Annotated in this window: 22 protein-coding genes; 13 read left to right on the top strand and 9 right to left on the bottom strand. The window is 66.2% G+C overall.

Going from position 1 to position 25,677, the window contains the following annotated elements; all coding sequences use genetic code 11:
* Positions 1–30: 30 nt before the first annotated feature.
* The 3 genes from V3B30_RS03170 to V3B30_RS03160 are packed head-to-tail and all read left to right on the top strand — an operon-like array spanning position 31 to position 5,144.
* Positions 31–687 carry a TetR/AcrR family transcriptional regulator gene (locus tag V3B30_RS03170; RefSeq protein ID WP_262083418.1) on the top strand — a complete coding sequence of 219 codons (657 nt, stop codon included), beginning with the start codon at positions 31–33 and terminating at the stop codon, positions 685–687.
* Entirely contained in the window at positions 687–1,955 is a 1,269-nt protein-coding gene (locus V3B30_RS03165; RefSeq protein WP_262083419.1) for an efflux RND transporter periplasmic adaptor subunit, read from the top strand. Before V3B30_RS03170 ends, V3B30_RS03165 begins: the two co-directional genes overlap by 1 nt.
* A gap of 15 nt (positions 1,956–1,970) precedes the next feature.
* On the top strand, positions 1,971–5,144 hold the full coding sequence (locus V3B30_RS03160; protein ID WP_100473304.1) for a multidrug efflux RND transporter permease subunit: 3,174 nt from the start codon (positions 1,971–1,973) through the stop codon (positions 5,142–5,144).
* 187 nt (positions 5,145–5,331) lie between these two features.
* Here the strand turns inward: V3B30_RS03160 and V3B30_RS03155 are convergent, their stop codons facing one another.
* Together V3B30_RS03155 and V3B30_RS03150 are read right to left on the bottom strand one after the other, a co-directional pair.
* A complete protein-coding gene (locus V3B30_RS03155) occupies positions 5,332–5,595 on the bottom strand; it encodes a hypothetical protein (RefSeq protein ID WP_262083420.1) in 264 nt (87 codons plus the stop codon).
* A 154-nt stretch (positions 5,596–5,749) separates the two neighbouring features.
* The gene (locus V3B30_RS03150) at positions 5,750–6,898 is read right to left on the bottom strand and encodes an acyl-CoA dehydrogenase family protein (protein WP_262083421.1); all 1,149 of its coding nucleotides are present in this window, start codon (positions 6,896–6,898) and stop codon (positions 5,750–5,752) included.
* Between the two features lie 153 nt (positions 6,899–7,051).
* On the opposite strand from V3B30_RS03150, the gene V3B30_RS03145 reads away from it, so the two are divergent.
* The 4 genes from V3B30_RS03145 to V3B30_RS03130 all read left to right on the top strand — a co-directional run bounded on the left by V3B30_RS03145 (position 7,052) and on the right by V3B30_RS03130 (position 13,098).
* Entirely contained in the window at positions 7,052–7,981 is a 930-nt protein-coding gene (locus tag V3B30_RS03145) for a metalloregulator ArsR/SmtB family transcription factor (protein WP_014037755.1), read from the top strand.
* A 13-nt stretch (positions 7,982–7,994) separates the two neighbouring features.
* On the top strand, positions 7,995–9,086 hold the full coding sequence (locus V3B30_RS03140; protein ID WP_262083422.1) for a homocysteine S-methyltransferase family protein: 1,092 nt from the start codon (positions 7,995–7,997) through the stop codon (positions 9,084–9,086).
* A 57-nt stretch (positions 9,087–9,143) separates the two neighbouring features.
* On the top strand, positions 9,144–11,828 hold the full coding sequence (gene metH, locus V3B30_RS03135) for a methionine synthase (protein WP_262083423.1): 2,685 nt from the start codon (positions 9,144–9,146) through the stop codon (positions 11,826–11,828).
* Positions 11,829–11,913: 85 nt separating this feature from the next.
* Complete coding sequence (locus V3B30_RS03130; protein ID WP_262083424.1) at positions 11,914–13,098, top strand: MFS transporter; 1,185 nt, start codon at positions 11,914–11,916, stop codon at positions 13,096–13,098.
* A gap of 12 nt (positions 13,099–13,110) precedes the next feature.
* Here V3B30_RS03130 and V3B30_RS03125 read toward each other — a convergent pair whose 3' ends face one another.
* From V3B30_RS03125 to V3B30_RS03100, 6 genes are all read right to left on the bottom strand, one after another.
* Positions 13,111–15,183: an acyltransferase family protein gene (locus V3B30_RS03125; protein WP_262083425.1), complete on the bottom strand. Its 2,073-nt coding sequence runs from the start codon at positions 15,181–15,183 to the stop codon at positions 13,111–13,113.
* Positions 15,184–15,231: 48 nt separating this feature from the next.
* Complete coding sequence (locus tag V3B30_RS03120) at positions 15,232–15,912, bottom strand: DUF2058 family protein (RefSeq protein WP_100473311.1); 681 nt, start codon at positions 15,910–15,912, stop codon at positions 15,232–15,234.
* 10 nt (positions 15,913–15,922) lie between these two features.
* Positions 15,923–16,165, bottom strand: coding sequence for a SlyX family protein (locus V3B30_RS03115; RefSeq protein ID WP_005410256.1), 243 nt, complete (start codon positions 16,163–16,165; stop codon positions 15,923–15,925).
* Positions 16,158–17,507 (bottom strand): UDP-glucose/GDP-mannose dehydrogenase family protein, encoded by a 1,350-nt coding sequence (locus tag V3B30_RS03110; protein ID WP_100473312.1) that lies wholly within the window; start codon positions 17,505–17,507, stop codon positions 16,158–16,160. The genes V3B30_RS03115 and V3B30_RS03110 overlap by 8 nt, the downstream gene beginning before the upstream one ends.
* Before the next feature lie 23 nt (positions 17,508–17,530).
* Positions 17,531–18,508, bottom strand: a complete 978-nt coding sequence (locus V3B30_RS03105; RefSeq protein ID WP_014037761.1) for an FKBP-type peptidyl-prolyl cis-trans isomerase — start codon at positions 18,506–18,508, stop codon at positions 17,531–17,533.
* A gap of 96 nt (positions 18,509–18,604) precedes the next feature.
* The gene (locus tag V3B30_RS03100; RefSeq protein WP_262083426.1) at positions 18,605–19,192 is read right to left on the bottom strand and encodes a glutathione peroxidase; all 588 of its coding nucleotides are present in this window, start codon (positions 19,190–19,192) and stop codon (positions 18,605–18,607) included.
* Between the two features lie 606 nt (positions 19,193–19,798).
* Here V3B30_RS03100 and V3B30_RS03095 point away from each other — a divergent pair.
* From V3B30_RS03095 to V3B30_RS03070, 6 genes are all read left to right on the top strand, one after another.
* Positions 19,799–20,158, top strand: coding sequence for a GntR family transcriptional regulator (locus tag V3B30_RS03095; RefSeq protein WP_005410261.1), 360 nt, complete (start codon positions 19,799–19,801; stop codon positions 20,156–20,158).
* Positions 20,158–21,033, top strand: coding sequence for an ABC transporter ATP-binding protein (locus tag V3B30_RS03090; RefSeq protein ID WP_100473315.1), 876 nt, complete (start codon positions 20,158–20,160; stop codon positions 21,031–21,033). Before V3B30_RS03095 ends, V3B30_RS03090 begins: the two co-directional genes overlap by 1 nt.
* Positions 21,030–22,058: an ABC-2 transporter permease gene (locus V3B30_RS03085; protein WP_100473316.1), complete on the top strand. Its 1,029-nt coding sequence runs from the start codon at positions 21,030–21,032 to the stop codon at positions 22,056–22,058. Before V3B30_RS03090 ends, V3B30_RS03085 begins: the two co-directional genes overlap by 4 nt.
* A gap of 25 nt (positions 22,059–22,083) precedes the next feature.
* On the top strand, positions 22,084–22,971 hold the full coding sequence (locus V3B30_RS03080; RefSeq protein ID WP_262083427.1) for a DUF4097 domain-containing protein: 888 nt from the start codon (positions 22,084–22,086) through the stop codon (positions 22,969–22,971).
* Positions 22,972–23,001: 30 nt separating this feature from the next.
* Positions 23,002–23,607 (top strand): hypothetical protein, encoded by a 606-nt coding sequence (locus V3B30_RS03075; protein WP_100473318.1) that lies wholly within the window; start codon positions 23,002–23,004, stop codon positions 23,605–23,607.
* 106 nt (positions 23,608–23,713) lie between these two features.
* Positions 23,714–24,139 carry a hypothetical protein gene (locus V3B30_RS03070; protein ID WP_100473319.1) on the top strand — a complete coding sequence of 142 codons (426 nt, stop codon included), beginning with the start codon at positions 23,714–23,716 and terminating at the stop codon, positions 24,137–24,139.
* A 70-nt stretch (positions 24,140–24,209) separates the two neighbouring features.
* Here the strand turns inward: V3B30_RS03070 and V3B30_RS03065 are convergent, their stop codons facing one another.
* Entirely contained in the window at positions 24,210–25,637 is a 1,428-nt protein-coding gene (locus V3B30_RS03065) for a class II fumarate hydratase (RefSeq protein WP_100473320.1), read from the bottom strand.
* Positions 25,638–25,677 lie beyond the last annotated feature (40 nt).

The raw sequence follows: 25,677 nt of genomic DNA, 5'->3' as shown, positions 1-25,677 counted from the left end.
AATCCTGAACTGGACGGTATAGTCCACCGCGTGAACCCGGCCTACCTCCCCGTTGCCCTCGACGCGCGCGATGAGCGCGTGTTCGATGCCGTGCGCGAACTGCTGGCCCAGCAGGGCATGCAGATGAGCATGGACGCGGTGGCCCAGCATGCCGGCTGCTCCAAGCAGACCCTGTACTCGCGCTACGGCAGCAAGCAGGAACTGCTGCGCCGGGTGATGCAGCGCCACGTCGGCCACGCCACCGGGGCCATGCTGCGTGCACTCCGCGGTGACGACCTGCGTGCCAGCCTGCTCCAGTTCTCCACCGACTTCCTGGAGCATTTCAACCAAGCGCACGTAGGACAGGCCTGCCGGCTGATTGCGGCCGAGGCGGCCCAGTTTCCCGAAGAGGCGCGTACGCTGTACCGGCACGGTGCCGGCGCGCTGACGCTTCATCTTGCTGAATGGATTGAAACCGTTTGCATGCGAGGCCAGCTCCGGCATGACGACCCGCACTTCATGGCCGAACTGCTGCTGAGCATGATCGCCGGTCAGGATTTCGACAAACAGCGCTTCCATACCCCCCATCGTGATGACGCACTCTTGCGTCGGCGCTGGGCAGAGTTCTCCGTCGACAGCTTCCTGCGCGCGTTCGCGCCACGGCCGTCGCCGGCCCCGTCTACAAACCAACCCCGGAGTTCCTCCTGATGACCGCCCCACTCCGCACCCTTGCCTTGACGTGCGCCGTTGCTGTCGCTCTGGCTGCCTGCAAGAAGCCGGAACAGCAGACGCCCCCGCCGCCGGAGGTGGGCGTGATCGACGCCAAGCCGCAGACCCTGCCGCTGCAGCGCGAGCTGGTCGGCCGCCTGTCGCCGTTCCGCAGCGCCGACGTCCGCGCACGCGTGCCCGGCGTGCTGCTCAAGCGCGTCTACCAGGAAGGCTCGCAGGTCAAGCAGGGCCAGACCCTGTTCCTGATCGACCCGGCGCCGTTGCGTGCCTCGCTCAATGCCTCCGAAGCGCAGCTGGCCTCGGCCCGCGCGAGCTACGCCAACGCCAAGGTCGCCGCCGACCGCGCACGTTCGCTGGCGCCGCAGCAGTTCGTCTCCAAGGCCGACCTGGACAACGCCGAATCGGCCGAGCGCACCGCCCTGGCCGCGGTCAAGCAGGCCGAAGCGGCGGTGACCTCTTCGCGCATCAGCCTGGGCTACACCGAAGTGACCGCACCGATCAGCGGCGTGGCCAACAAGCAGCAGGTCACCGAAGGTGCGCTGGTCGGCCAGGGCGATGTGACCCTGCTGACCACCGTCGACCAGCTCGACCCGCTGTACGTGAACTTCTCGCTGAGCGTGGATGAACTGACCCAACTGCGCGCGCAGCAGGCCAAGGGCGCGCTGGCGCTGTCGGGCGACGGCAAGGCCACGGTCAACGTCAAGCTGGCCGATGGCAGCACCTACAGCGAGCCGGGCACCCTGGACTTCTCCTCGACCACGGTCGACCCGGCCACCGGTGCGGTGTCGTTGCGTGCGTTGCTGCCGAACCCGCAGCAGATCCTGCTGCCGGGCGCCTTCGTCAGCTTCCAGGCCAACCTGGGCGAACGCAACAATGCCTTCCTGGTACCGCAGCAGGCCCTGCTGCGCGACACCACGGGCGGCTACGTGATGGTGGTCGGCGCCGACGGCAAGGTCGCGCGCAAGAACGTGAAGACCGATGGCGCGCAGAACGGCAACTGGCTGGTCAGCGACGGCCTGGCTGCCGGTGACAAGGTGATCGTGGCCGGCGTACAGAAGGTCAAGGAAGGTGCACCGGCGGTGGCCAAGCCGTGGACCCCGGGGCAGGACGCCAACGGCAAGTCTGCCGCAGGCGGCGCCGCTCCGGCGGGCGCAGCACCGGCCGCAGGCAAGGCACCGGCCGACGCGGCCAAGCCCGAGCAGGCCGATGCGGCCAAGCCGGCCGCCACCGATTCGAACAAGCAGTAACGGGAACCTTCCGTCATGCCTAAATTTTTCATCGAACATCCAGTCTTCGCCTGGGTGGTGGCGATCCTGATCTCGCTCAGCGGCGTGATCGCGATCCTCAACCTGGGCGTGGAGTCCTATCCCAACATCGCCCCGCCGCAGGTCACCGTCTCGGCGACCTACCCGGGCGCCAGTGCGGACACCACCGAGAAATCGGTCACCCAGGTGATCGAGCAGCAGCTGACCGGCATCGATCACCTGCTGTACTTCAGCTCCTCGTCCGCCTCCAACGGCCGCGCGCAGATCACCCTGACCTTCGAGACCGGTACCGATCCGGACATCGCCCAGGTGCAGGTGCAGAACAAGGTCTCGCTGGCCACGCCACGACTGCCTTCGGAGGTGACCCAGCAGGGCGTGGTGGTGGCCAAGGCCAACGCCGGCTTCCTGATGGTGATCGCGCTGCAGTCCGATACGCCGGCCATCAACCGTGACGCCCTGAACGACATCGTCGGCTCGCGCGTGCTCGACCAGGTCTCGCGTATCCCCGGCGTCGGCAGCACCCAGCAGTTCGGTTCCGAGTACGCCATGAACATCTGGCTGAACCCGGAAAAGATGCAGGGCTACGGCCTGTCGGCCAGCCAGGTGCTGGCCGCGGTACGCGCGCAGAACGTGCAGTTCGCCGCCGGTGCGCTTGGCTCGGATCCGTCGCCGGAAGGCCAGCACTTCACCGCCACGGTCTCGGCCGAAGGCCGCTTCAGCTCGCCGCAGGAATTCGAGAACATCATCCTGCGCGCCAACGCTGACGGCTCGCGCGTGCTGCTGAAGGACATCGCACGCGTTGCGTTCGGCGCCAACAATTACGGCTTCGACACGCAGTACAACGGCAAGCCGACCGGCGCCTTCGCCATCCAGCTGCTGCCGGGCGCCAACGCCCTGAACGTGGCTGATGCGGTGCGCGCCAAGATGGACGAGCTGCAGCCCAGCTTCCCGGCCGGCGTGACCTGGTTCTCGCCGTACGACAGCACGACCTTCGTCAAGATCTCCATCCAGGAAGTGGTCAAGACCCTGTTCGAGGCCGTGTTGCTGGTGTTCCTGGTGATGCTGATCTTCCTGCAGAACTTCCGCGCTACCCTGATCCCGACCCTGGTCATCCCGGTGGCCCTGCTCGGTACCTTCCTGGGCATGTGGATGATCGGCTTCACGATCAACCAGCTGACCCTGTTCGCGATGGTGCTGGCGATCGGCATCGTGGTCGATGACGCGATCGTGGTGATCGAGAACGTCGAACGCATCATGACCGAGGAAGGCCTGGCGCCGAAGCCGGCCACGCAGAAGGCGATGACCCAGATCACCGGCGCGGTGGTGGCGATCACCGTCGTGCTGGCCGCGGTGTTCATCCCGTCCGCCCTGCAGGGTGGTGCCGCCGGTGAGATCTACAAGCAGTTCGCGCTGACCATCGCCATCTCGATGGCGTTCTCGGCGTTCCTGGCACTGGGCTTCACCCCGGCGCTGTGCGCGACCTTCCTCAAGCCGACGCACAACGACAACCCGAACATCGTCTACCGCACCTTCAACAAGTACTACGACAAGATCAGCCACACCTATGTGGGCCACATCACCTCGGCGGTGCGCCATGCGCCGCGCTGGATGATCCTGTTCGTGGTGCTGACCGCGCTGTGCGGCTTCCTGTTCACCCGCATGCCGGGCAGCTTCCTGCCGGAAGAAGACCAGGGCTATGCGCTGGCGATCGTGCAGCTGCCGCCGGGCTCGACCAAGGGCCAGACCAACGAAGTGTTCGCGCAGATGCGTGGCATCCTGGAAAAGCAGGATGGCTATGAAGGCATGCTGCAGGTGGCCGGTTTCAGCTTCGTCGGTTCCGGCGAGAACGTGGGCATGGGCTTCATCCGCCTGAAGCCGTGGGAGGAACGCAAGTTCACCGCACCCGAGTTCATCCAGAACATGAACGGCGCGTTCTATGGCATCAAGGAAGCGCAGATCTTCGTGGTCAACCTGCCCACCGTGCAGGGTCTCGGCCAGTTCGGCGGCTTCGACATGTGGCTGCAGGACCGCAGCGGTGCCGGCTACGAGCAGCTGACCCAGGCGCGCAACATCCTGCTCGGCAACGCAGCGCAGAAGCCCGAGGCACTGGTCGGCGTGCGTCCGAACGGGCTGGAAAACGCCCCGCAGCTGCAGCTGCACGTGGACCGCGTGCAGGCGCAGTCGATGGGCATGTCGGTGTCGGACGTGTACAGCACCATCCAGCTGATGCTCGCCCCGGTGTACGTCAACGACTTCTTCTACGAAGGCCGCATCAAGCGCGTGACCATGCAGGCCGATGGCCCGTACCGCACCGGCCAGGAGTCGCTGAAGAGCTTCTACAGCCCGTCCAGCCTGACCACCAATGCTGACGGCACCAACGCGATGATCCCGCTGAACACGGTGGTCAAGTCCGAATGGGTGTCGGCACCGCCGTCGCTGAGCCGCTACAACGGCTACTCGGCGATCAACATCGTCGGCTCGCAGGCCCCGGGCACCAGCTCGGGTGAAGCGATGCAGACCATGGAGAGCATCGTCAACGACGACCTGCCGGCCGGCTTCGGCTACGACTGGTCCGGCATGTCCTACCAGGAAATCCTGGCCGGCAACGCCGCGACGCTGCTGCTGGTGCTGTCGATCGTGGTGGTGTTCCTGTGCCTGGCGGCCCTGTACGAAAGCTGGTCGATCCCGGTGGCGGTGCTGCTGGTCGTGCCGCTGGGCGTGCTCGGTGCCCTCGGCCTGTCGATGCTGCGCGGCCTGCCCAACGATCTGTTCTTCAAGATCGGCCTGATCACCGTGATCGGCCTGGCGGCGAAGAACGCGATCCTGATCGTGGAGTTCGCGGTGGAGCAGCGCGCAGCAGGCAAGAACCTGCGCGATGCCACCATCGAGGCGGCCCGCCTGCGCTTCCGCCCGATCCTGATGACCTCGTTCGCTTTCATCATGGGCGTGATCCCGATGGCGATCTCCACCGGCGCCGGCGCCAACTCCCGCCACGCCATCGGTACCGGCGTGATCGGCGGCATGCTGTTTGCCACCCTGCTGGGCCTGCTGATGATCCCGGTGTTCTTCGTGGTCGTGCGCCGCATGCTGGGTGACAAGCTGGATGAGCCGTCCAAGGAGTTCATGGAGCGCCAGCGCGATGCGGAATCCGCCCACCGCCCGGATCGTTGATCCGGTGGTAGGCTGAAACGAGAAAGGCCCCGGAGCGATCCGGGGCCTTTTTTCTTGCCGCTTTTGAATCCATGCCAACCAAGGTTGGCATCTACCAGGGCAACGGCATGCCCGAAGGTTGCAATCCACCAGAGCAACGGCATGCCCGGTAGCCGCCAACCTTGGTTGGCACTACCAGGGCAACGTCTCAGCGCAGCAGCGCAACCACTGCGCACACCGCCACGATCACCAGTGCAGCCCATTGCATCGGCACAAAGAAGAAATGATGGGGTGCGACCTCGCCCTTCTGCCGGGGCGCACGGTTGAGCCACAGACCCAGCAGTACGTTCACCGCTGCGCCGATGCCTGCACCCAACAGAACCTGCGCCAGCGGCGTGTTGCCCTTGGAGCCTTCATGCGGGAAGAAGTACGCCAGCAGCAGGATGGCTGCAATCGGCGTCACCAGCGTCATGAATCCCCAACCACGATAGATCATATTTGCAGACCGCGTAAAAACGGCCTGCATTGGAACAGATCGGGTATCGCTCGGCCAAGTGGACCGTGTATCCACGCATGCCGTGGATCTACTGGCCGCGCCGCCGTTGCAGCGGCGCGGCCGTTGCGACTCAGCGCAGCCCGGTCTCGTTGCGGGCGATCACCAGGCGCTGGATTTCCGAGGTGCCTTCGTAGATCTCGGTGATCTTGGCATCACGGAAATAGCGCTCCAGCGGCATTTCCTTGGAATAGCCCATGCCACCGTGGATCTGCACGGCCTGGTGGGTGATCCACATCGCTGCTTCCGAAGCGGTCAGCTTGGCAATGGCCGCTTCATTGCTGAAGCGCTTGCCCTGGCCCTTCACCCACGCCGCGCGCAGGGTCAGCAGCAGCGCCGCATCCAGCTTGCACTTCATGTCGGCAATCTTGGCCTGGGTCATCTGGAAGGTGCCGATGGCCGCGCCGAACGCCTTGCGTTCCTTCACGTACGCCAGGGTCGCTTCATAGGCGGCACGGGCGATGCCGATGGCCTGCGAGGCGATGCCGATGCGGCCGGCATCGAGAACGCTCATGGCAATCTTGAAGCCCTCGCCTTCCTGGCCCAGCACGTCTTCGGCCTGCGCCACGTAATCGTTGAACTCGATCTCGCAGGTGGCCGAAGCGCGGATGCCGAGCTTGGGCTCGGTCTTGCCACGGCCGAAGCCGGCCTTGTCGGTATCGATCAGGAAGGCGGTGATGCCGCGCGCGCCCTTGTCCGGCTCGCTCATCGCGAACAGCACGATGTACTTGGCCACCGGGCCGGAGGTGATCCAGCTCTTCTTGCCGTTGATGACGAAGGTGCCATCGGCCTGCTTCACCGCACGGCAGCGCATGGCGGTGGCGTCCGAACCGGACTGCGGCTCGGTCAGCGCGAACGCGCCGATGGCCTCGCCTTCGGCGATGGCACGCACGTAGGTCTGCTTCTGCTGCTCGCTGCCATGGGTGAGGATGCCGTTGCAGAACAGCGAGTTGTTGACCGACATGATGGTCGAGTGGGCTGCGTCGGCGGCGGCGACCTCCACCATCGCCAGCACGTACGCCACCGGGTCCATGCCCGCACCGCCGTATTCGGTCGGCACTTCGATGCCCATCAGGCCGTTCTCGCCCAGCAGGCGGATGTTGTCCAGCGGGAACTCGCCCGTGCGGTCATGGTGCTCCGCGCTGGGGGCGATCTTTTCCTGCGCGATGCGCCGCGCCACGTCCTGCAGCATCAACTGCTCTTCGGTAAAGCTGAAATCCACAACACCCTCCCGGGTACATGAAGTTATGGGCTGCATACGGCGCGCCCAGGTGCCCCGATTGTACCGGGGCCCGGCTGTTTCCGTACGCTGGCGACTTGACCGCGGCAGGCCTTCTCGGCGAATATATCTCTATATCGCGATAGGTAGATATTTATGGATCTGGAAGACTGGTCGACCCGCCTGAAGGTGTTCGCCGATGCCACCCGCGTGCGCCTGCTGGCGCTGCTGGAGCAGGAAGAGCTGACCGTGGCCGAACTGTCGGCGATCACCCGGCTGGCGCAGCCGCGCGTGTCCACCCACCTGGCGCGCCTGAAGGAAGCCGGCCTGGTCCGCGATCGCCGCGCCGGCGTGTCGGCCTACTACCGCTTCGACGAGGCCCAGCTGGACCCGGCGCAGCGTGCATTGTGGCATGCCTTGAGCAACGGAAGCGACGACCCGTTGCTGCGACAGGATGCCGAGCGGGTGGCTGCAGTGCTGGCCCACCGCGCCTCGGACCAGAACTGGGCCGACAGCGTGGCCGGCGACATGGAGCGCCACTACTCTCCGGGCCGTACCTGGGAGGCGCTGGCGCGCACCGCCCTGCCGTTGCTGGAAACCGGCGACGTGCTGGACATCGCCTCCGGTGACGGCGTGCTGGCCGAACTGGTCGCGCCCCACGCCAAGCGCTACATCTGCATCGATACCAGCGCGCGCGTGGTCGCCGCTGCCAGCGAGCGCCTGCGCCGGCTGCCCAATGTGGAAGTCCGCGAGGGTGACATGCATGCCCTGCCGTTCAAGGACGGCAGCTTCGACCTGGTGGTGCTGATGCACGCGCTGACCTACGCCAGCAAACCAGCGCAGGCGGTGACCGAAGCCGCGCGCGTGCTGCGCCCGGGCGGCCGCCTGCTGCTGTGCAGCCTGGCCCGCCACGAGCACAAGGCGGCGGTGGAGGCCTACGGCCACGTCAACCTCGGCTTCAGCGACAAGGAACTGCGCAAGTTCGTCGACAAGGCCGGCCTGCAGGTATCCAGCCTGGAGACGGTCACCCGCGAGAAGCGTCCGCCGCACTTCGAAGTGATTTCGCTGATCGCCAACAAGCCCTGAGCCCGAGACCGCCATGCCCGCCCTGCCCTGGTTGCATCCTGATCGTGCCAACGCCCTGCTCGATGCCCTGCGCGAGCGGATCCTGATCATCGACGGTGCGATGGGTACCATGATCCAGCGCCATGGTCTGCAGGAAGACGATTATCGCGGCGAGCGTTTTGCCGGTGGCTACGATCATGTGCATGGCCCCGCATGCGACCACGCCGTGCCGGAAAGCCATGACCTGAAGGGAAACAACGATCTGCTGCTGCTGACCCGGCCGCAGGTCATCGCCGACATCCACACTGCCTATCTGGACGCCGGCGCGGACCTGGTCGAGACCAACACCTTCAACGCCACCTCGGTCAGCCAGGCCGACTACCACCTCGAGCACCTGGTGTACGAGTTGAACAAGGCCGGTGCTGCGGTCGCCCGCACCTGCTGCGACGCCGTGGCTGCAACCACGCCGGGCAAGCCGCGCTTCGTCATCGGGGTGATCGGCCCGACCAGCCGCACCGCCTCGATCAGCCCCGACGTCAATGATCCCGGCTTCCGCAACACCAGCTTCGACGAGCTTCGCGACACCTATCGCGAAGCCATCGAGGGCCTGATCGACGGTGGCGCCGACACCCTCATGGTCGAAACCATCTTCGACACGCTCAATGCCAAGGCGGCGCTGTATGCGCTGGAGGAAGCCTTCGACGCGCGTGGCGGACGCCTGCCGGTGATGATCTCCGGCACCATCACCGATGCCTCCGGACGCACGCTGTCCGGGCAGACCGCCGAGGCCTTCCATGCGTCACTGGCGCATGCGCGTCCGTTATCGATCGGCCTGAACTGCGCGTTGGGCGCCGATGCGATGCGCCCGCACGTGGAAACCCTCTCGCAGGTCGCCGACTGTTACGTCAGCGCACATCCCAACGCAGGCCTGCCCAATGCCTTCGGCGAGTACGACGAGACGCCCGAGGACATGGCCAGCACCCTGCGTGGTTTCGCCGAGGATGGCCTGTTGAACCTGGTCGGCGGCTGCTGCGGTTCCACCCCCGATCACATCCGTGCGATCGCCCAGGCCGTGGCCGGGCTCCCGCCGCGCGCCCTGCCCGGTGTCCAGGAGCAGGCCGCATGAGCATCGCCGCCACCGTCCCGCACTTTCCGCCCTATTGCCGCTGAGCCGCCGCCTGCCATGACGCCCGTCCGCCCTACCCGCCTGTCCGGCCTGGAACCCCTGGTCATCACGCCGGACCTGCTGTTCATCAACGTCGGCGAACGCACCAACGTCACCGGCAGCGCACAGTTCCGCAAGCTCATCAAGGAAGGCCGCTACGAAGAAGCGGTGGACGTGGCCCGCCAGCAGGTCGCCAGCGGCGCGCAGATCCTCGACGTCAACATGGACGAGGGCCTGATCGATTCGGAAGCGGCGATGACCCGCTACCTCAACCTGATCATGTCCGAGCCGGACATCGCCCGCATCCCGGTGATGGTCGACTCCTCCAAGTGGAGCGTGATCGAAGCCGGCCTGAAGTGCCTGCAGGGCAAGAGCGTGGTCAATTCGATCTCGCTGAAGGAAGGCGAGGCGCTGTTCCGCGAGCACGCGCGCAAGGTGCTGCGCTACGGTGCCGCCGCGGTGGTGATGGCCTTCGATGAGAACGGACAGGCTGACACCTGCGCGCGCAAGGTCGAGATCTGCACCCGCGCCTACCGCATCCTGGTCGACGAGATCGACTTCCCGCCCCAGGACATCATCTTCGACCCGAACATCTTCGCCGTCGCCACCGGCATCGAAGAGCACGACAACTATGCGGTGGACTTCATCGAAGCCACCCGCATCATCAAGCAGACCCTGCCGCACTGCCATGTCTCCGGCGGTGTCTCCAACGTTTCGTTCTCGTTCCGCGGCAACGAAACGGTGCGTCAGGCCATCCACTCGGTGTTCCTCTACCACGCCATCGCCGCCGGCATGGACATGGGCATCGTCAACGCCGGCGCCATGCCGATCTACGACGAACTGGACCCCGAGCTGCGCGAGCGCGTCGAGGACGTGATCCTCAACCGCCGCCGCGATGCCACCGAGCGCCTGCTGGAGATCGCCGAGCGCTACAAGGGCAGGAAGGGCGCAGCGAAGACCGAAGACCTGGCCTGGCGCGGCAAGCCGGTGGCACAGCGCCTGGCGCACGCGCTGGTGCACGGCCTGGACGCCTGGGTGGAGGAAGACACGGAACTGGCCAGGCAGGCCTCCAGCCGCCCGCTGGACGTGATCGAGGGCCCGCTGATGGACGGGATGAACATCGTCGGCGACCTGTTCGGCGCGGGCAAGATGTTCCTGCCGCAGGTGGTGAAGTCCGCGCGCGTGATGAAGAAGGCCGTGGCCTACCTGCTGCCGTACATCGAAGCGGAGAAGGTACGCAGCGGTGATACCGCCAAGAGCAACGGCAAGATCATCATGGCCACGGTGAAGGGCGACGTGCATGACATCGGCAAGAACATTGTTGGCGTCGTCCTGGCCTGCAACAACTTCGAGGTGGTCGACCTCGGCGTGATGGTGCCTGCGCAGAAGATCCTCGATGCCGCCCGTGAGCACAACGCCGACCTGATCGGCCTGTCCGGACTGATCACCCCGTCGCTGGAGGAGATGAGCCACGTCGCCCGCGAGATGGAGCGCCAGGGCTTCGACCTGCCGCTGCTGATCGGGGGCGCGACCACCTCGCGCGCGCATACCGCGTTGAAGATCGACCCCCATTACAAGGCACCCACGGTGTGGGTGAAGGATGCCTCGCGCGCGGTGGGCGTTGCCCAGTCGCTGATCTCGCGCGACCTGCGCGAAGCCTTCGTCGCCGCCAATGAAGCGGACTACGCGGAGATCCGCGCACGCCACCGCAACCGCGGCGACGCCAAGCGCCTGGTCACGCTGGAACATGCCCGCGGGCAGAAGTTCCAGGGCGGTTGGGACAGCTACACGCCACCGGCACCGGACCAGCCCGGCCTGCACGTATTCGACGACTACCCGTTGGCCGAACTGGTCGACTATATCGACTGGACGCCGTTCTTCCAGGCCTGGGAGCTGGCCGGCAAGTTCCCGGCCATCCTCACCGATGAGATCGTCGGCACCCAGGCCAGCGAGCTGTACCGCGATGCCCGCGCGATGCTTGACCGCATCGTCGGCGAGAAGTGGCTGACGGCCAAGGCCGTGTTCGGCCTGTGGCCGGCCAACAGCATCGGCGACGACGTGCGAGTGAAGCACCCGCAGGGCGAGACCACCCTGCACTTCCTGCGCCAGCAGGTGGACAAGCCGGCCGAGCGCCCGGACTTCTGCCTGGCTGACTTCATCGCGCCCGCCGACAGCGGCAAGCAGGACTGGATCGGCGCGTTCGCGGTCACTGCCGGTATCGGCATCGACGCGCACGTCGCGCGCTTCGAAGCCGAGCATGACGACTACAACGCGATCCTGCTGAAGGCCCTCGCCGACCGCTTCGCCGAGGCGCTGGCCGAGCGCCTGCACCAGCGCGTGCGTACCGAATTCTGGGGCCATGAGCGCACCGAGACGCTGGACAACGAGGCCCTGATCGACGAGCAGTACCGCGGCATCCGCCCCGCACCCGGCTACCCCGCCTGCCCGGAGCACAGCGAGAAACGCTGCCTGTTCGACCTGCTGCAGGCCGAAGCCAACGCCGGCATGGCGTTGACCGAGAGCTTCGCGATGCTGCCCACGGCCGCTGTTTCGGGCTACTACTTCAGCCATCCGCAGAGCCAGTACTTCGTGGTCGGCCGGCTCAGCCGCGAGCAGGTCAGCGACTACGCCCGCCGCAAGGGCGTGGACCGTGCCCAGGCCGAACGCTGGCTGGCCTCCAACCTCGACTACGACCCCGAGTGACACAAAAAGGGGACGGAGGGGATTAAGTCGCTTATGCACAAACGACTAAATCCCCTCCGTCCCCTTTTTGCCTCATCATTCCGCGATGACCGTTCCCGTTGCCCGCCTCTCCAGCTTCTACCTGTTCTACTACGCGGCGCTGGGCGCGTTCACTCCGTACTGGAGCCTGTTCCTGACCGCGCGCGGCATGAGCGTGACCGCCATCAGCGTGATGATGGGCCTGTGGTATGCCACCCGCGTGATCGCGCCCAGCACCTGGACCTCGCTGGCGGCCGCATCACCGCGACCGATCCGCCTGCTGCGCATCGGCTGCGTGCTGACCCTGCTCAGCTTCGCGGTATTCCTGCTGCCGCTGCCGCAGCCGTGGATGTACCCGGCCATGGTGGTGTTCTGCTTCTTCTACAACGCGGTGATGCCGCAGTTCGAGTCGATCACCCTCACCCACCTGGGCAACGACAGCCATCGCTACGGGTTGATCCGGGTCTGGGGTTCGCTCGGCTTCATCGCCGTCGTGACCCTGTTCGGCTGGCTGATCGAAGGTGACGGCACGGCCAGCCGCGCCGGGCTGCTGCCGTGGATGATGCTGCCACTGTTCGCGCTGCTGGTCGCCTCGGCCTTCGGCAACCACTACGCACGCGGCATCGGCAAGACCGACGGCGACGCCAGCGGCTTCTGGCAGATCGTGCGCCGCCCGCCGGTGCTGGCATTCTTCCTGGCCGCCTTCATGGAGCAACTGTCTTTCGGCCCGTACTACACGTTCTTTTCGGTCTACATGGACCATCACGGCTACCGCACCTCCACCCTGGGCCTGTTGTGGACCATCGGTGTGGTCTTCGAAGTGGGTGTGTTCTTCACCATCGGCCGCTTCTTCCGCCGCTATGACGCCAGCTGGATGCTGCTGATCGCGCTGGTCAGTTCCTGCCTGCGCTGGGCCGTGACCGCATTGTTCCCGGAAAACCTGCCGGTGATGCTGCTGGCGCAGAGCGCGCACGCACTGGGCTTTGCGGCGTTCTTCGCTGCGGCGATGCAGATGCTGGCGACCTACTTCCCCGGTCGCCTCAATGGGCATGGCCAGGGGCTGCTGTACGGATTCTCGTCCGGTGCCGGCGGTGTGCTCGGCGCACTCATTGCCGGCCAACTGTGGAAGATCGACGACGGTCGCACCGCATTCCTGGCCGGCAGCGGCTTCGCCCTGATCGGCGCCCTGCTGTGCTTCTTCGCGCTGAGCCTGCCGCTGATCCGTGCGCGACGGAACAACCGCGCGCACTGACCCGATTCCGGTTCAGCGCTGCAGCACCACCTGCAGCAGCGACGGCAGCAGCGCGCGATTGCCATGCGCGCTGAGATGATCGCCATCGAAGAACAGCGGGCGGCCATCGCGTTGCGCGGGACACAGCGCGTCGTCGCACAGCACCGGCATCGGGTCCCACAGCACGCCGCCCGGCAGGCCATCGACCAGCTGCTGCAGGCTGCCCAGCATCGGCGCCCGCAGCGTTTCCATCGCCTCGCGCGTGCTGTCCAGGCCGTTGCGGCAGACCTCGTTGCGGGCGTTGAAGCGGTCCGAGCAGCGATAGGGAGGCGCCGGCAGCACCGGCTTGGGAGCCTCCAGCACGATGCGCACACCACGCTCGGCCAGTGGCCTCCACTGCGTGATCGCCTCGGCTACTTCGGCCGCACGCCCTGCCGCCGCTTCCACAGTCAGTTCGCCCGCCAGCTGCGCCTGTGCATCGAACAGCACGAACTGATCGGACAGGCGCGGCACGCGCAGCGACACCAGCACCACCGCGTCTCCCGGCTGCGCACGCCGCTCGATGTCCGCGAACACTGCTGCGTCGAAATCAGCGCACCCGGCACCGGCGCCGCGCCACTTCTGCAGGCTCACCTGCGGGCATCCGCCACGGCCATAGAGGGACACCTCCGAGCCGGTTTCCAGCGCCAGCCGTTGCAGCAGTTCGATAGAGGCCATCGCATGCGAATCACCGGCAACGAACACCCGCTTCGGTGCACCGGCCGGCAGCGGGCGGTCGCAGTTTCCACGGGCGAAGGTCCGCGCACTACCGCCTTCGAAACGATGCTTCGCGGCCACCAATGTGCAATCGGGATAGTCACCTGCCACGCTCTTGCCATTGGGGTACCAATCGGCCGGATGCCGGCTGACCGTACTCAGCGACAGCCGCGGTGCCTGCTGATAGAGCAATGCCTGGATGCCGGCCGCGCACAGCAGCACGACCGCGCCAGCCAACACCCAGCGCCCAGGGCGCAAGCGCTGCGCCAATGGCCCGCGGAACGGTTGTTCCACCCAGCGCCATGACAACCAGGACAACAGCAGTACCAGCGCGATCGCAGCGATCATCTGTAACGGTGTCTGCAGGCCCACTGTCCAGCGCATCAGCACGAACACCGGCCAGTGCCACAGATACAACGAGTACGACAGCAGGCCGATGCGGCGCATCGGAGCGCTGGCCAGCAGGCGCGCCACCCACGCCTGCGGATGATGATGCAGCGCCCACAGCAGGCCTGCGGTGGCGAAGGCCGGCAGCAGGCCGTCAGGCCACGGTGAACGTCCTGCGCGCGCAGACCACAGCGCCCACCCCAGCAGGGCCAGCGCCCCCATGGCCAGCAGGGAGAACACCGGCGCAGCGCGCTTCAGTGCCTGGCCGGTTGCCGGGTCCAGCGACTCGCGCACGTGCAGCAGCTGGAACAGCAGCACGCCCACTCCCAATTGCCAGAGACGGGTGCTGGTGGCGTAGAACGCCCACGACGGCGGCACCTCGCGCAGGCCCAGCACAGCAGCGTGCAGCAGCGACGCCATGCTGACCACGGCGAACAGGCCCAGGCTGATCCAGCGCCCGCGTGCGCCGCGTGCCCAGGCCAGGAACAGCAGCGGGAACAACAGGTAGAACTGCTCTTCCACACCCAGCGACCAGGTATGGGTGTAGGGATTGAATTCGGCTTTGGGCGCGAAGTAATCGTTGCCGATCGCCGCCAGCACCCAGTTGCTGAAGCCGAACAACGCCATCAGCCCGGTCCTGTCACTGGCTTCGCTGAGCCAGGACTCGGGAATGAACAGCACGCTCGCCACGGCCGTCAGCAACAGGCAGGCCAGCAGTGCCGGCGCGATGCGGCGGATCCGGCGCGCATAGAAGCGCAGCATCGACTGCCCCAGCGACAACGGCGGCAGCCGGTGTACCGACGCGCTGACCACGAAACCGGAGATGACGAAGAACACATCCACGCCGGTGAACCCGCCCGGCAACCAGGCCGGGTCCAGGTGGAACACGATGACGGCCAGCACGGCGATCGCGCGCAGGCCATCAATGTGCGGCACGTAGCCGCGGCTTGGATCAGCGGTCATCCCTTCCCCCACGGCCGCAACGGCAGTGCGCCCGCGGCGGTCACGCGTTTACCAGACCAGGTCGTCCGGCACCTGGTATTGCGGGTCTGCGTACGGATCTTCCTCGGCCGGCGCATTCGGATCGACCTTCAGCGCCACCGACGCGGCGAACACCGCCTCGGCCTGCGCCAGCACCTCGGCGGTCACCAGCAGGTAGCGGCCATTGAGCTGGACCACACCCAGCTCACCGGCGTTGAGCGCGGTCAGCTGTTCAGCAGTCACATAGATGCGCTTGATCTTGCCGCCGTACGGGAAGTGACGGGCAATGTCCGCCGCTTCGGCATTCAGGCCCTTGTCCTTCAGCAGTTCTTCCAGCTTGGCCTTGGCCTCGCGGCGCACGCGCGCTTCTTCCTGCTTCAGGCGCTCGGTCTCGATGCGCTCTTCCTTTTCCTTCTGAGCCCGGATGGCGTAGGCCTTGGCCAGGTCCATCTCTTCGGCGCTGCGCGGCTTGCGCGGGCCCTGCTGGCCCGGACCCCGCGACTGGCCAGGCTTGCCCGGGCCACCGTGGCCATGCCCACGGCGCTCGCCGGGCTTGTGCTCGCCCTTGCCAGCGCCCTGCGGCTTTCCATTGCCGTTGCCACCCTTGCCCTGCGGGCGGCCGTCACGGCGGGGGGCGTCATTCTTGCGCTCGGGCTTGGGCGCAGGCTTGAAGCCCAGGCCCAGCAGCTGGTCGCGGAGGGTATCGCTCATAGAGTTCGGATCAATAGTGCGGCGGCGGCGGTTCGCTCGCCGGATCGGAAGAATTCAGTGCGTTGCGGACCTTGCCCAGGTCTTCCAGCAGCACGCGCAGCACGTCAGCGTTGCGCATGCCCTGCATGCGGGCATCGGCCAGCGCATCGCTCAGTTCGGCCAGCGCCTGTTCCTGGAAGGATACGCGCATTTCCAGCTCGACCAGGCGCGCTTCCAGCGCCTGCTCGCGTTCGGTTGGCAGCAGATCAGACATGCAGCGAGCGCCCCCGGCCGATGCCGTAGTAAGCCAGGCCCGCCGCTTCCACATCCGCCGGCTCGTACAGGTTGCGGCCGTCGAACACCACCGCGTCCCTCAACTGCTCGCGCAGCTTCTGGAAATCGGGGCTGCGGAACTGCTTCCACTCGGTCACCACGACCAGTGCATCGGCGCCCTGCAGCGCCTCGTTGGCATTGCTGCAGAACACCAGGTCATCGCGTTCGCCGAAGATGCGCTGCGACTCGTGCATCGCTTCCGGATCATAGGCACGCACCGTCGCGCCACCTTCCCACAACTGCGCCAGCAGGCGGCGACTGGAGGCTTCGCGCATGTCGTCGGTGTTCGGCTTGAACGCCAGGCCCCACACGGCAAAGGTCTTGCCACGCACGCCTTCGTCCTCGCCCTTGTCGTAATGGCGCTGGATCAGGGCGAACAGATGGCCCTTCTGCGCATCGTTGACTGCTTCCACGGCGTTGAGCAGCTTCGGCTCCAGGCCGGCCTGCTGGGCGGTGCGGGCCAGCGCCTGCACGTCCTTGGGGAAGCACGAGCCGCCGTAACCGGCGCCCGGATAGATGAAATGCCAGCCGATGCGCGGATCCGAGCCGATGCCCTGGCGGACCTGCTCGACATCGGCACCGACACGTTCGGCAATGTTGGCGATCTCGTTCATGAACGAGATCTTGGTCGCCAGCATCGCGTTGGCTGCGTACTTGGTCAGCTCGGCCGAACGCACGTCCATTTCCACCACCCGGTCGTGGTTGCGGTTGAACGGTGCATACAGGCGCCGCATCACCGCCACCGACTCGGCACTGGTCGCACCGACGATGATGCGATCCGGGCGCATGCAGTCGGCAACGGCGTCGCCTTCCTTCAGGAATTCCGGGTTGGACACCACATCGAAAGCGATGTCCGCGCCACGTGCAGCCAGCTCCGCGGCAATGGCGGCACGTACCTTGTCGGCGGTGCCCACCGGCACCGTCGACTTGTTGACCACCACGGTCGGCACGCTCATGTGCTGGCCGATGGTGCGGGCCACAGCCAGCACGTACTGCAGATCGGCGCTGCCATCCTCGTCCGGCGGCGTGCCGACGGCGATGAACACGACCTGGCCGTGGCCGATCGCGGTCGCGGCATCGGTGGTGAAGGCCAGCCGCGACGCGGCGTGGTTGGCCTTCACCATCGGTTCCAGGCCCGGCTCATAGATCGGGATGATGCCCTGGTTGAGGCCATCGACCTTGGCCTGGTCGATATCGACGCAGACCACCTGGTGGCCGACGTCGGCCAGGCAGGTACCGGTCACCAGTCCCACGTAGCCGGTACCGAAAATCGCAACGCGCATGTCCGTGCAGGCTCCGTGGTCGCTTAGGGCAGGACGCCCAGCAGCTCGACGTCGAACGTCAGAGTCGCGTTCGGGCCGATCGGGCCACCCGGGGTACCGTTCTCACCGTAGGCAAGCTCGCCCGGGATCCAGAAGCGGTACTTCGAACCGACCGGCATCAGCGCGACGCCTTCGGTCCAGCCCTTGATCACCTGGTCCAGGCCGAACTCGGCCGGCTGGCGACCGTAGGAGCTGTCGAACACGGTGCCGTTGAGCAGCTTGCCTTCGTAGTTCACGCGCACCTTGCTGCTCGGCAGCGGACGCTCGCCGCTACCTGGGCGGATGATCTGGTACTGCAGGCCCGACGGCGTGGTCACCACGCCCGGCTGGGTCTTGTTCTTGGCCAGGAACGCGTTGCCTTCCTCGCGGTTGGTCTGCGCGGCGGCGGCAGCCTTGGCCTGCATTTCGGCCTGCTTGCTGCCCATGAAGGCCTGGATGGTGGCGGTCGCGTCAGCTTCCGTCATCTTTGGCTGACCCTTGCTCAGGCCGGTGCTGATCGCGTCAAACAGCGAGGCGACGTCGATGTCGTCCTTCAGCTGTGCCAGCGACGGGCCGACCGAGTACGAACCGATCATCTGCGACACCTTGACGCGATCGACCTTCGGCGGCTGCGAACCGGGGGCCATGCCCGGCACCTGCTGGCCACTGCGGGCCATCACGACCTGGCGCAGCGCGGCATCGGTGGCCTTGGCCTGTTCCTGGGTGATCTGCGGCTGCAGGCCTTCGAACGAACGCTCCACGGCGGTGCGCAGCGCGGCCACATCGATCTCATCGGCGATCGGGGTGAACGACTTGGCGACATCAAGGCCGATGGCGTAGCCGAGCTTCTGCTTGGGGGAATTCAAGGTTGCGGTCTCCTTGGCGGCTGCGGGGGCAGCCGGTTGTTGCGACAGAGCGACACCCGAAGTGCCCATCGCCAGAATCAGAACCGACGCCGCGGCGCCGCGCATTCCCATCTTCATTCGCTGCATTCCTGGAAGTGTCTGGGCGCCGACGTCGGCGCGAAAAGAAGCATTGTCGCACGCATGCCGTCGATGTCGAGGCATCCGTGCCGGATATCAATGCGTAGCGGCTGCGGCCAGCGCCTTGTCGATGGCCGCGGTCAGCTGCGGATCGTCCGGCGTTACCTTGCTGGCGAACTGGGCGATGACCTTGCCATCGCGGCCGACCAGGTACTTGTGGAAGTTCCAGCCCGGCGCCACGCCAGTGGCTGCGGCGAGCCGCTGGTACAGCGGCGTCGCCTCTGCACCGACCACGTGCACCTTCTCGAACATCGGGAATTTGACGCCATAGGTGAGCGTGCAGAAATCCTGGATCTGCTTCTCGTCACCGGGCTCCTGGCCCTTGAAATCGTTGGACGGGAAACCGAGCACGGCAAAGCCGCGCCCGGCATAACGCTTCTGCAGCGCCTCCAGCCCTTCGTACTGAGGGGTATAGCCACACTTGCTTGCAGTATTGACCACCAGCAGCACCTGCCCGTGGTAGCGCTGCTGAAGGTTGACCTGCTGCTTGCTGGCCAGCGGGCGGTAATCCAGGTCCAGCAGATCGGCCGCCAGCGCATGGGTGGAAGCGGCCAGGCCGGCCACCAGCAGGGTCAGCAGGGACAGGCCGCGCAGGGGGCGCGGAACAACGGTCGGCAGGGGCATCGAGAGCAGTCCGCGGTAGCCATTCACAGGGCCGGCCGGTAGCGGCCGGGAATCGGCCGAACTATAGCACCGGGGCCCAGTCCCTCCTGTTGCGACGGGCGCTGGCGGCTTTGCGCAGCGTGGCGCTTCCCAGCAGGACACACCAGCAAGGGCGCAGTGATGACATAGCATGGACAACGCTGAATGGAAGGCAGGGTTTGATCGGCCCGCACGACAATTTTATTTCACTTTCCAATCAAAGAGATAAGGTGATATTTCAGCGATTTGACCACCCCTGCCATCAGTTGGGGACGGCAAGGGGTTGCACGTAGGCGTGCCGGTGTTATAGTTGCATACAACACCAGTCACCTGAGACAGGGGGGAAGCCATGAACGCCCGGATCCGTCGCAACCTCACCGCACCTGCGGCCGCTGTTGTTTCGACCCTGATCGTGTTGGTCTGGCTGGCCATGCCAACCTCCCCTGACTCCGCCGACAGTGCGCAGGACGCAATCGCTTCACCGGCCGGGAACGCCGCTCCCTCCCCCCCTCCCCCGCGTCGGCTGCACAGCTCCCTGTCCATGCCGTATTTCTCGTTCGCACAGCCGCTGACCCCACGGAGCTGAATATGAGCGACATCCAGTGGAGCGACGGCGCTCCCATCTACCGTCAGTTGAAGGAGCGCGTGATCGCCATGATGCTCGACGGAATCCTCAAGCCGGGCGATGCCCTGCCTTCGGTGCGCCAGGTGGCCGCCGACTACCAGCTCAACCCCATCACCGTTTCGCGCGCTTACCAGGAACTGGCCGATGAAGGCCTGGTCGAGAAGCGCCGCGGCCTGGGCATGTTCATGACCGAGCAGGCGGCCACGCAGCTTCGCAGCAGCGAGCGCGAGCGCTTCCTCAATGAAGAATGGCCGGCCGTGCTGGAGCGCATCCAGCGCCTGGGCCTGAGCCTCGACGAATTGCTGCCCCAGGGGAAAGTCTGATGAATAGCACTGCAAGTGAACCGGTCATCACCGCCCGAGGCCTGCGCAAGGCCTACAAGACCACCGTGGCCCTCGACAATGCCAGCTTCAGCATTCCGAGCGGGCGCATCGTCGGCCTGATCGGGCCCAACGGCGCCGGCAAGACCACCGCGCTGAAGGCCATCCTCGGGCTCACCTCGGTGGAAGGTGAACTGAGCGTGCTCGGCCGCGACCCGCGGCTGCACCGCGACGAGCTGATGAACGACATCTGCTTCATTGCCGACGTCGCCGTGCTGCCGCGCTGGCTGAAGGTCCGCGAGGCGATCGATTTCGTGGCCGGTGTCCACCCGCGCTTCGACCGTGCCCGCTGCGAGCGTTTCCTGGCCAACACCAAGCTGCAGCCGAAGCAGCGCGTGCGCGAACTGTCCAAGGGCATGATCGTGCAGCTGCACCTGGCGCTGGTGATGGCCATCGATGCCCGCGTCCTGGTGCTGGACGAGCCCACCCTGGGCCTGGACATCCTGTACCGCAAGGAGTTCTACCAGCGCCTGCTGGAAGACTATTTCGACGAGCAGAAGACCATCATCGTCACCACCCACCAGGTGGAGGAGATCGAGCACATCCTCAGCGACGTCATGTTCATCCGTGATGGCCGCATCGTGCTGGACGCGGAAATGGACGACGTCGGCCAGCGCTACACCGAGCTGCTGGTCAATGCCGACCAGCTGGAGACTGCGCGCGCGCTGAAGCCGATCGACGAGCGCAGCCTGGCGTTCGGCAAGACCGTGATGCTGTTCGACGGCGTGCCGCGCACCCAGCTTTCCACCCTTGGCGAGACCCGCAGCCCGGGCCTTGCCGATCTGTTCGTCGCGATCATGAAGGGGACCTACGCATGAATGCCGTCAATCATCCTGTCAGCCCGATGGGCACCCTGCGCTGGCTGCTCAAGCGCGAGTACTGGGAGAACCGTGGCGGTTTCCTGTATGCGCCGCTGATCGCCGGCCTGATCTCGCTGGTGATGAGCACCGTCGGCATCGCCTTCGGCCTGTTCGCCCTGCACCGTGCTGCGCGTGATGGCGGCCTGCATATCGACGGCGAGGACGTGAACATCAACGGCCTGGACCTGGCCCTGCTGACCCGCGACATCAGTGCCAAGGACCTGACCGACCTCGGCAACGGCCTGGACCTGACCCTGGTGCTCAGCTCGGCCTGGCCGTTCCTGGTATTGGCCTTCGTGGTGTTCTTCTACTGCCTGGGCGCCCTGTACGACGACCGTCGCGACCGCAGCATCCTGTTCTGGAAGTCGCTGCCGCTGTCGGACACCCAGACCGTGCTGTCCAAGGTGATCAGCGCACTGGTCGTGGCCCCGCTGATCGCGGTGATCGCCGGCATCATCACCATGTTCGGCTTCATGCTGGTGATCAGCATCGTCGCGCTGATGCACGGCGGCAGCCCGATGACCCTGATCTGGGGCCCGGCCAGCCCGCTGACCCTGGCCGCTGGTCACCTGGCCTGGATTCCGGTCTACGCCCTGTGGGCCCTGCCCACCGCCGGCTGGCTGTTGCTGTGCTCGGCCTGGGCCCGTAGCAAGCCGTTCCTGTGGGCAGTGATGCTGCCGCTGTTCGCCGGCGTCATTGTCAGCACCACCAAGGTGATGCCGCTGATCGGCCTGACCACCGGCTGGTTCTGGCAGAACATCGTCGGCCGCCTGTTGCTGGGCGGCGTGCCGGGCACCGATCTGGTGTATCGCCTCAGCGACGGGGAAGGCTCGCGCCGCGATCTAGAATCGGTGGTCAGCCTGATGTCGCCGGCCTCGCAGCTGAAATCGCTGGCGATGCCGGAACTGTGGATCGGCGCCGCCGTCGGTGTCGTCTTCATCGTCCTTGCCATCCGCCTGCGCAAGCGCGCCGGCGAGATCTGATTCCATCCACCCGGAGGCACCGCCCATGCGTTCCCTGCTCGCCTGTTCTGCGTTGTTGCTGCTGCCGCTGTCGGCGCTGGCCGCCGATGCTCCGAACTGCAAGTTCACTGCCGCCCGCTCGCTGAAGCTGGATGTGTCCGGCGCCAAGGCGGTGGTGCTGGAGGTGAACCAGCACGACCTGAAGGTCATCGCCAGCAAGGGCGGTGGCCAGCTTGATGGCCGCGCCTGTGCCTCCAGCCAGGAATGGCTGGACCAGCTGGTACTGGACCAGCGCAGGGAAGGCGACAAGCTGGTCGTCAGCCTTCGCCGCGACGGCCGTCACAGCGGCATCAGCCTGGGCAACAGCTATGCCTGGCTGGACATCCGCGGCAGCGTGCCGGACAACCTGCCACTGCAGCTGAAGGTCGGCTCCGGCGATGCCAGCATCGACAACGCCCAGTCGCTGAGCGTGGACGTCGGCTCAGGCGACGCGATCGTTCGCGGTACCCGCGGCAGCATCCACGCGGCGGTAGGTTCGGGTGACCTGGACATCGACGGTGGCGGCTCGCTGAACCTGTTGTCGCTGGGTTCCGGCGACGTCAAGGCGCGCAACATCGGCGGCGATGCGGTCACCGGCACCGTCGGTTCGGGTGACCTGAAGATCAGCGATGTCCGCGGCAACGCACGGCTGGACACCGCCGGTTCCGGCGACATCGGCTTCAAGCGCGTGCAGGGCAACGTCGAGGTCGGCGTGGTCGGCTCGGGCGATGTTGATCTGTCCGACATCGGCGGCAACGTGCATGTGCGCAGCCATGGTTCGGGTGACATCCAGGTCGATGGTGTGCGTGGCAGCCTGACCGTCGACCACAGTGGCAGCGGCGATGTCGAGCACCGCAACGTCAGCGGCACGGTCACCCTGCCCCGCAACAAGTAACCGCCACCGGACCGATTCGAGGACATTGCCATGAACCTGCTGCGCGTGCTGCCTGCCACCCTGCTGTGCCTGCCGCTGATCGCCTGCGGCGGCACTTCTTCCGCGCCCGACAAGACCGTCGGCAAGAGCGTCGCCGAGGCCACCAGCGGTGTCGGCCAGACCGTCAAGGACGCCATGGTCGATGCCCGCAAGGACCTCACCCAGGGCAACATCAAGATCTCCGCCGACAAGCAGCCGCGCGCAGAGATCACACCGGACGGCCACCTGTTGATCGACGGCAAGGACGTACCGGCCGACGAGGCCCAGCGCCGTCGCTTGCTGGAGTATCGCGGCCACGTCGTCGCCATTGCGATGGACGGCATGGATGTCGGCCTGGCCGGCGCCAAGCTCGGCGTCAACGCCGCCGGCGAGGCACTCAAGGGCATTTTCAGTGGCGACAGCGAAGGTATCGAGAAGCGGATCAACGCCGAAGCCGAGAAGATCGAGGCCCAGGCCAAGCGCATCTGCAACCGCCTGCCGGCGATGCTGGCCAGCCAACAGGCACTTGCGCGCGAGCTGCCGGCGTTCAAGCCCTACGCCACGATGGACCAGAGTGACGTCGACGACTGCGGCAAGGACACCGTGGTCCTGCCCTAGGCCTGTGACAGATCAGCGCACCCGGCCGGCAGCGGCACCCCGCTGCCGGCCGCAGTGCGCCAGCCGGCTTACAATGTCGGCCCCGGAGGCCCCCGAACCGAATGCCATGAAGAAGTTGTTCCTGCTGCTGGCCGCCCTGCTCTGCCTGGGCCTGGCCGGCTGTGACAAGGATTACCGCAACCACCGCGCCGAGCGCGGCAAGCCCAAGATTTCCGTCAGCGACGGCATGGTCACCGTGCGTCGCCCGCCGGCACCGAACATCATCATCCTCGGCGATGGCTCGATGAAAGTGGACGAGATCCAGATTCCGCTGGACGAGGCACAGAAGCAGATGCTGCAGACCATGTTCGGCAAGCTGCAGGTGCTGCGCCAGAACACCCTGGTCGCCGCTCCGGCCGATCCGAACATGCAGCCGGTGAAGATCCAGCCGCCGGAGGGCATGGAGGTGATCCCGGCCGACCTGATCCAGCGCATCCCGGAATTCAAGGATTACACCGACACCTTCGGCAACATCGTCGCCGACCGTCGCTGAAGAAAAACGCCGCCCAAGGGCGGCGTTTCTGCGTGTGGTGGGTGCGGACCTTGGTCCGCACGCCGTTCGATCAACCGCCGGCGCCACCGCCCCCCGCCTGGATGCCGCCGGCAGTCAGCGCGGCCGGGTCCAGCAGGCGGCGCAGCTCGGCTTCATCCAGGCCACTGTCCTCCAGCGCGACGTCCAGCACCGGGCGCTGTTCCTTGTAGGCACGCTTGGCGATGGCCGCGGCCTTCTCGTAGCCGATGATCGGGTTCAGTGCGGTCACCAGGATCGGATTGCGCGCCAGCGCCTCGGCCACGCGGTCTTCGCGTACCTTCAGCCCGGCAATCGCGCTGTCGGCCAGCAGGCGGGACACATTGGCCAGCAGGCCGATGCCATCGAGCAGGTTCACCGCGATCAACGGCAGGGTGACGTTGAGCTGGAAGTTGCCGGTCTGGCCGGCCACAGTGATCGCGGCATGGTGGCCGATCACCTGCGCGCAGGCCATCACGGTCGCTTCCGGAATCACCGGGTTGACCTTGCCCGGCATGATCGAGCTGCCCGGCTGCAGCGCAGGCAGTTCGATCTCCCCCAGCCCGGCCAGCGGACCGGCGTTCATCCAGCGAAGATCATTGGCGATCTTGATCAGCGCGACCGCCAGTGCATTGAGCTGGCCCGACAGTTCCACTGCATCATCCTGCGCGGCCAGGCCCTCGAACTTGTTCTCGGCGCTGTCGAACTTGAAACCGGTCTGCTGCTTCAGCGCCTTGGCCACCTGCGCGCCGAAGCGCGGGTCGGCATTGATGCCGGTGCCGATGGCGGTGCCGCCCAGCGGCAGCCGGCGCACGCGCTTGAGGCTGTCTTCGATGCGTTCCTGTGCCGAGGCCAGCTGTGCCGACCACGCGCCGAATTCCTGCTCGAAGGTCAGCGGCATCGCATCCATCAAATGGGTACGGCCGGTCTTGACCACCTTGCGCAGGCTGCGGCCCTTCTTGTCGAGGGTCTTGCGCAGGTGCACCAGCGCCGGCAGCAGCTGCTCATGCGCCGCCAGTACCGCCGATACGCGCAACGCGGTCGGGATCACGTCATTGGAGCTCTGCCCCTGGTTGACGTGGTCATTGGGGTGCACCGCGGTCTTGCCCGCCTTGCCGGCACGGTTGGCCAGGGTGGCGATCACCTCGTTGGCGTTCATGTTCGAGGAGGTACCAGAACCGGTCTGGTAGACGTCGATCGGGAAGTGCGCGTCCCATTCGCCTGCAGCCACTTCGGCAGCGGCTGACTGGATGGCCTTGGCCACATTCTTGGGCAGGTGGCCGAGCTCGGCGTTGACGCCGGCAGCGGTGCCCTTGACCAGGCCCAGAGCACGAATGAAACCGCGCGGCATGCGCTGGCCCGACACCGGGAAGTTCTGCACGGCACGCTGGGTCTGCGCGCCCCACAGGGCGTCGGCAGGTACCTGCAGCTCGCCCATGCTGTCGTGTTCGATTCTGAAACCCTTGCTTGCAGCTTTGCTCATTGCATCAACTCCGCACTACTTCAGTTGGGGAAAGGGAAGC

It is taken from the genome of Stenotrophomonas sp. SMYL41 (assembly GCF_036319965.1).
In the GTDB taxonomy this organism is placed as follows: domain Bacteria; phylum Pseudomonadota; class Gammaproteobacteria; order Xanthomonadales; family Xanthomonadaceae; genus Stenotrophomonas; species Stenotrophomonas maltophilia_R.
Note: the sequence above shows the minus strand (reverse complement) of the source record. Positions and strands in the feature narration are given on the sequence as shown.

Excerpts from the sequence above, each read along its gene's own strand:
- V3B30_RS03165 (WP_262083419.1), top strand. The coding sequence starts at position 687 with ATGACCGCCCCACTCCGCACCCTTGCCTTGACGTGCGCCGTTGCTGTC.
- V3B30_RS03160 (WP_100473304.1), top strand. The coding sequence starts at position 1,971 with ATGCCTAAATTTTTCATCGAACATCCAGTCTTCGCCTGGGTGGTGGCG.
- V3B30_RS03155 (WP_262083420.1), bottom strand. The coding sequence starts at position 5,595 with ATGACGCTGGTGACGCCGATTGCAGCCATCCTGCTGCTGGCGTACTTC.
- V3B30_RS03145 (WP_014037755.1), top strand. The coding sequence starts at position 7,052 with ATGGATCTGGAAGACTGGTCGACCCGCCTGAAGGTGTTCGCCGATGCC.
- V3B30_RS03140 (WP_262083422.1), top strand. The coding sequence starts at position 7,995 with ATGCCCGCCCTGCCCTGGTTGCATCCTGATCGTGCCAACGCCCTGCTC.
- metH (WP_262083423.1), top strand. The coding sequence starts at position 9,144 with ATGACGCCCGTCCGCCCTACCCGCCTGTCCGGCCTGGAACCCCTGGTC.
- V3B30_RS03130 (WP_262083424.1), top strand. The coding sequence starts at position 11,914 with ATGACCGTTCCCGTTGCCCGCCTCTCCAGCTTCTACCTGTTCTACTAC.
- V3B30_RS03125 (WP_262083425.1), bottom strand. The coding sequence starts at position 15,183 with ATGACCGCTGATCCAAGCCGCGGCTACGTGCCGCACATTGATGGCCTG.
- V3B30_RS03120 (WP_100473311.1), bottom strand. The coding sequence starts at position 15,912 with ATGAGCGATACCCTCCGCGACCAGCTGCTGGGCCTGGGCTTCAAGCCT.
- V3B30_RS03115 (WP_005410256.1), bottom strand. The coding sequence starts at position 16,165 with ATGTCTGATCTGCTGCCAACCGAACGCGAGCAGGCGCTGGAAGCGCGC.
- V3B30_RS03110 (WP_100473312.1), bottom strand. The coding sequence starts at position 17,507 with ATGCGCGTTGCGATTTTCGGTACCGGCTACGTGGGACTGGTGACCGGT.
- V3B30_RS03105 (WP_014037761.1), bottom strand. The coding sequence starts at position 18,508 with ATGAAGATGGGAATGCGCGGCGCCGCGGCGTCGGTTCTGATTCTGGCG.
- V3B30_RS03100 (WP_262083426.1), bottom strand. The coding sequence starts at position 19,192 with ATGCCCCTGCCGACCGTTGTTCCGCGCCCCCTGCGCGGCCTGTCCCTG.
- V3B30_RS03095 (WP_005410261.1), top strand. The coding sequence starts at position 19,799 with ATGAGCGACATCCAGTGGAGCGACGGCGCTCCCATCTACCGTCAGTTG.
- V3B30_RS03090 (WP_100473315.1), top strand. The coding sequence starts at position 20,158 with ATGAATAGCACTGCAAGTGAACCGGTCATCACCGCCCGAGGCCTGCGC.
- V3B30_RS03085 (WP_100473316.1), top strand. The coding sequence starts at position 21,030 with ATGAATGCCGTCAATCATCCTGTCAGCCCGATGGGCACCCTGCGCTGG.
- V3B30_RS03080 (WP_262083427.1), top strand. The coding sequence starts at position 22,084 with ATGCGTTCCCTGCTCGCCTGTTCTGCGTTGTTGCTGCTGCCGCTGTCG.
- V3B30_RS03075 (WP_100473318.1), top strand. The coding sequence starts at position 23,002 with ATGAACCTGCTGCGCGTGCTGCCTGCCACCCTGCTGTGCCTGCCGCTG.
- V3B30_RS03070 (WP_100473319.1), top strand. The coding sequence starts at position 23,714 with ATGAAGAAGTTGTTCCTGCTGCTGGCCGCCCTGCTCTGCCTGGGCCTG.
- V3B30_RS03065 (WP_100473320.1), bottom strand. The coding sequence starts at position 25,637 with ATGAGCAAAGCTGCAAGCAAGGGTTTCAGAATCGAACACGACAGCATG.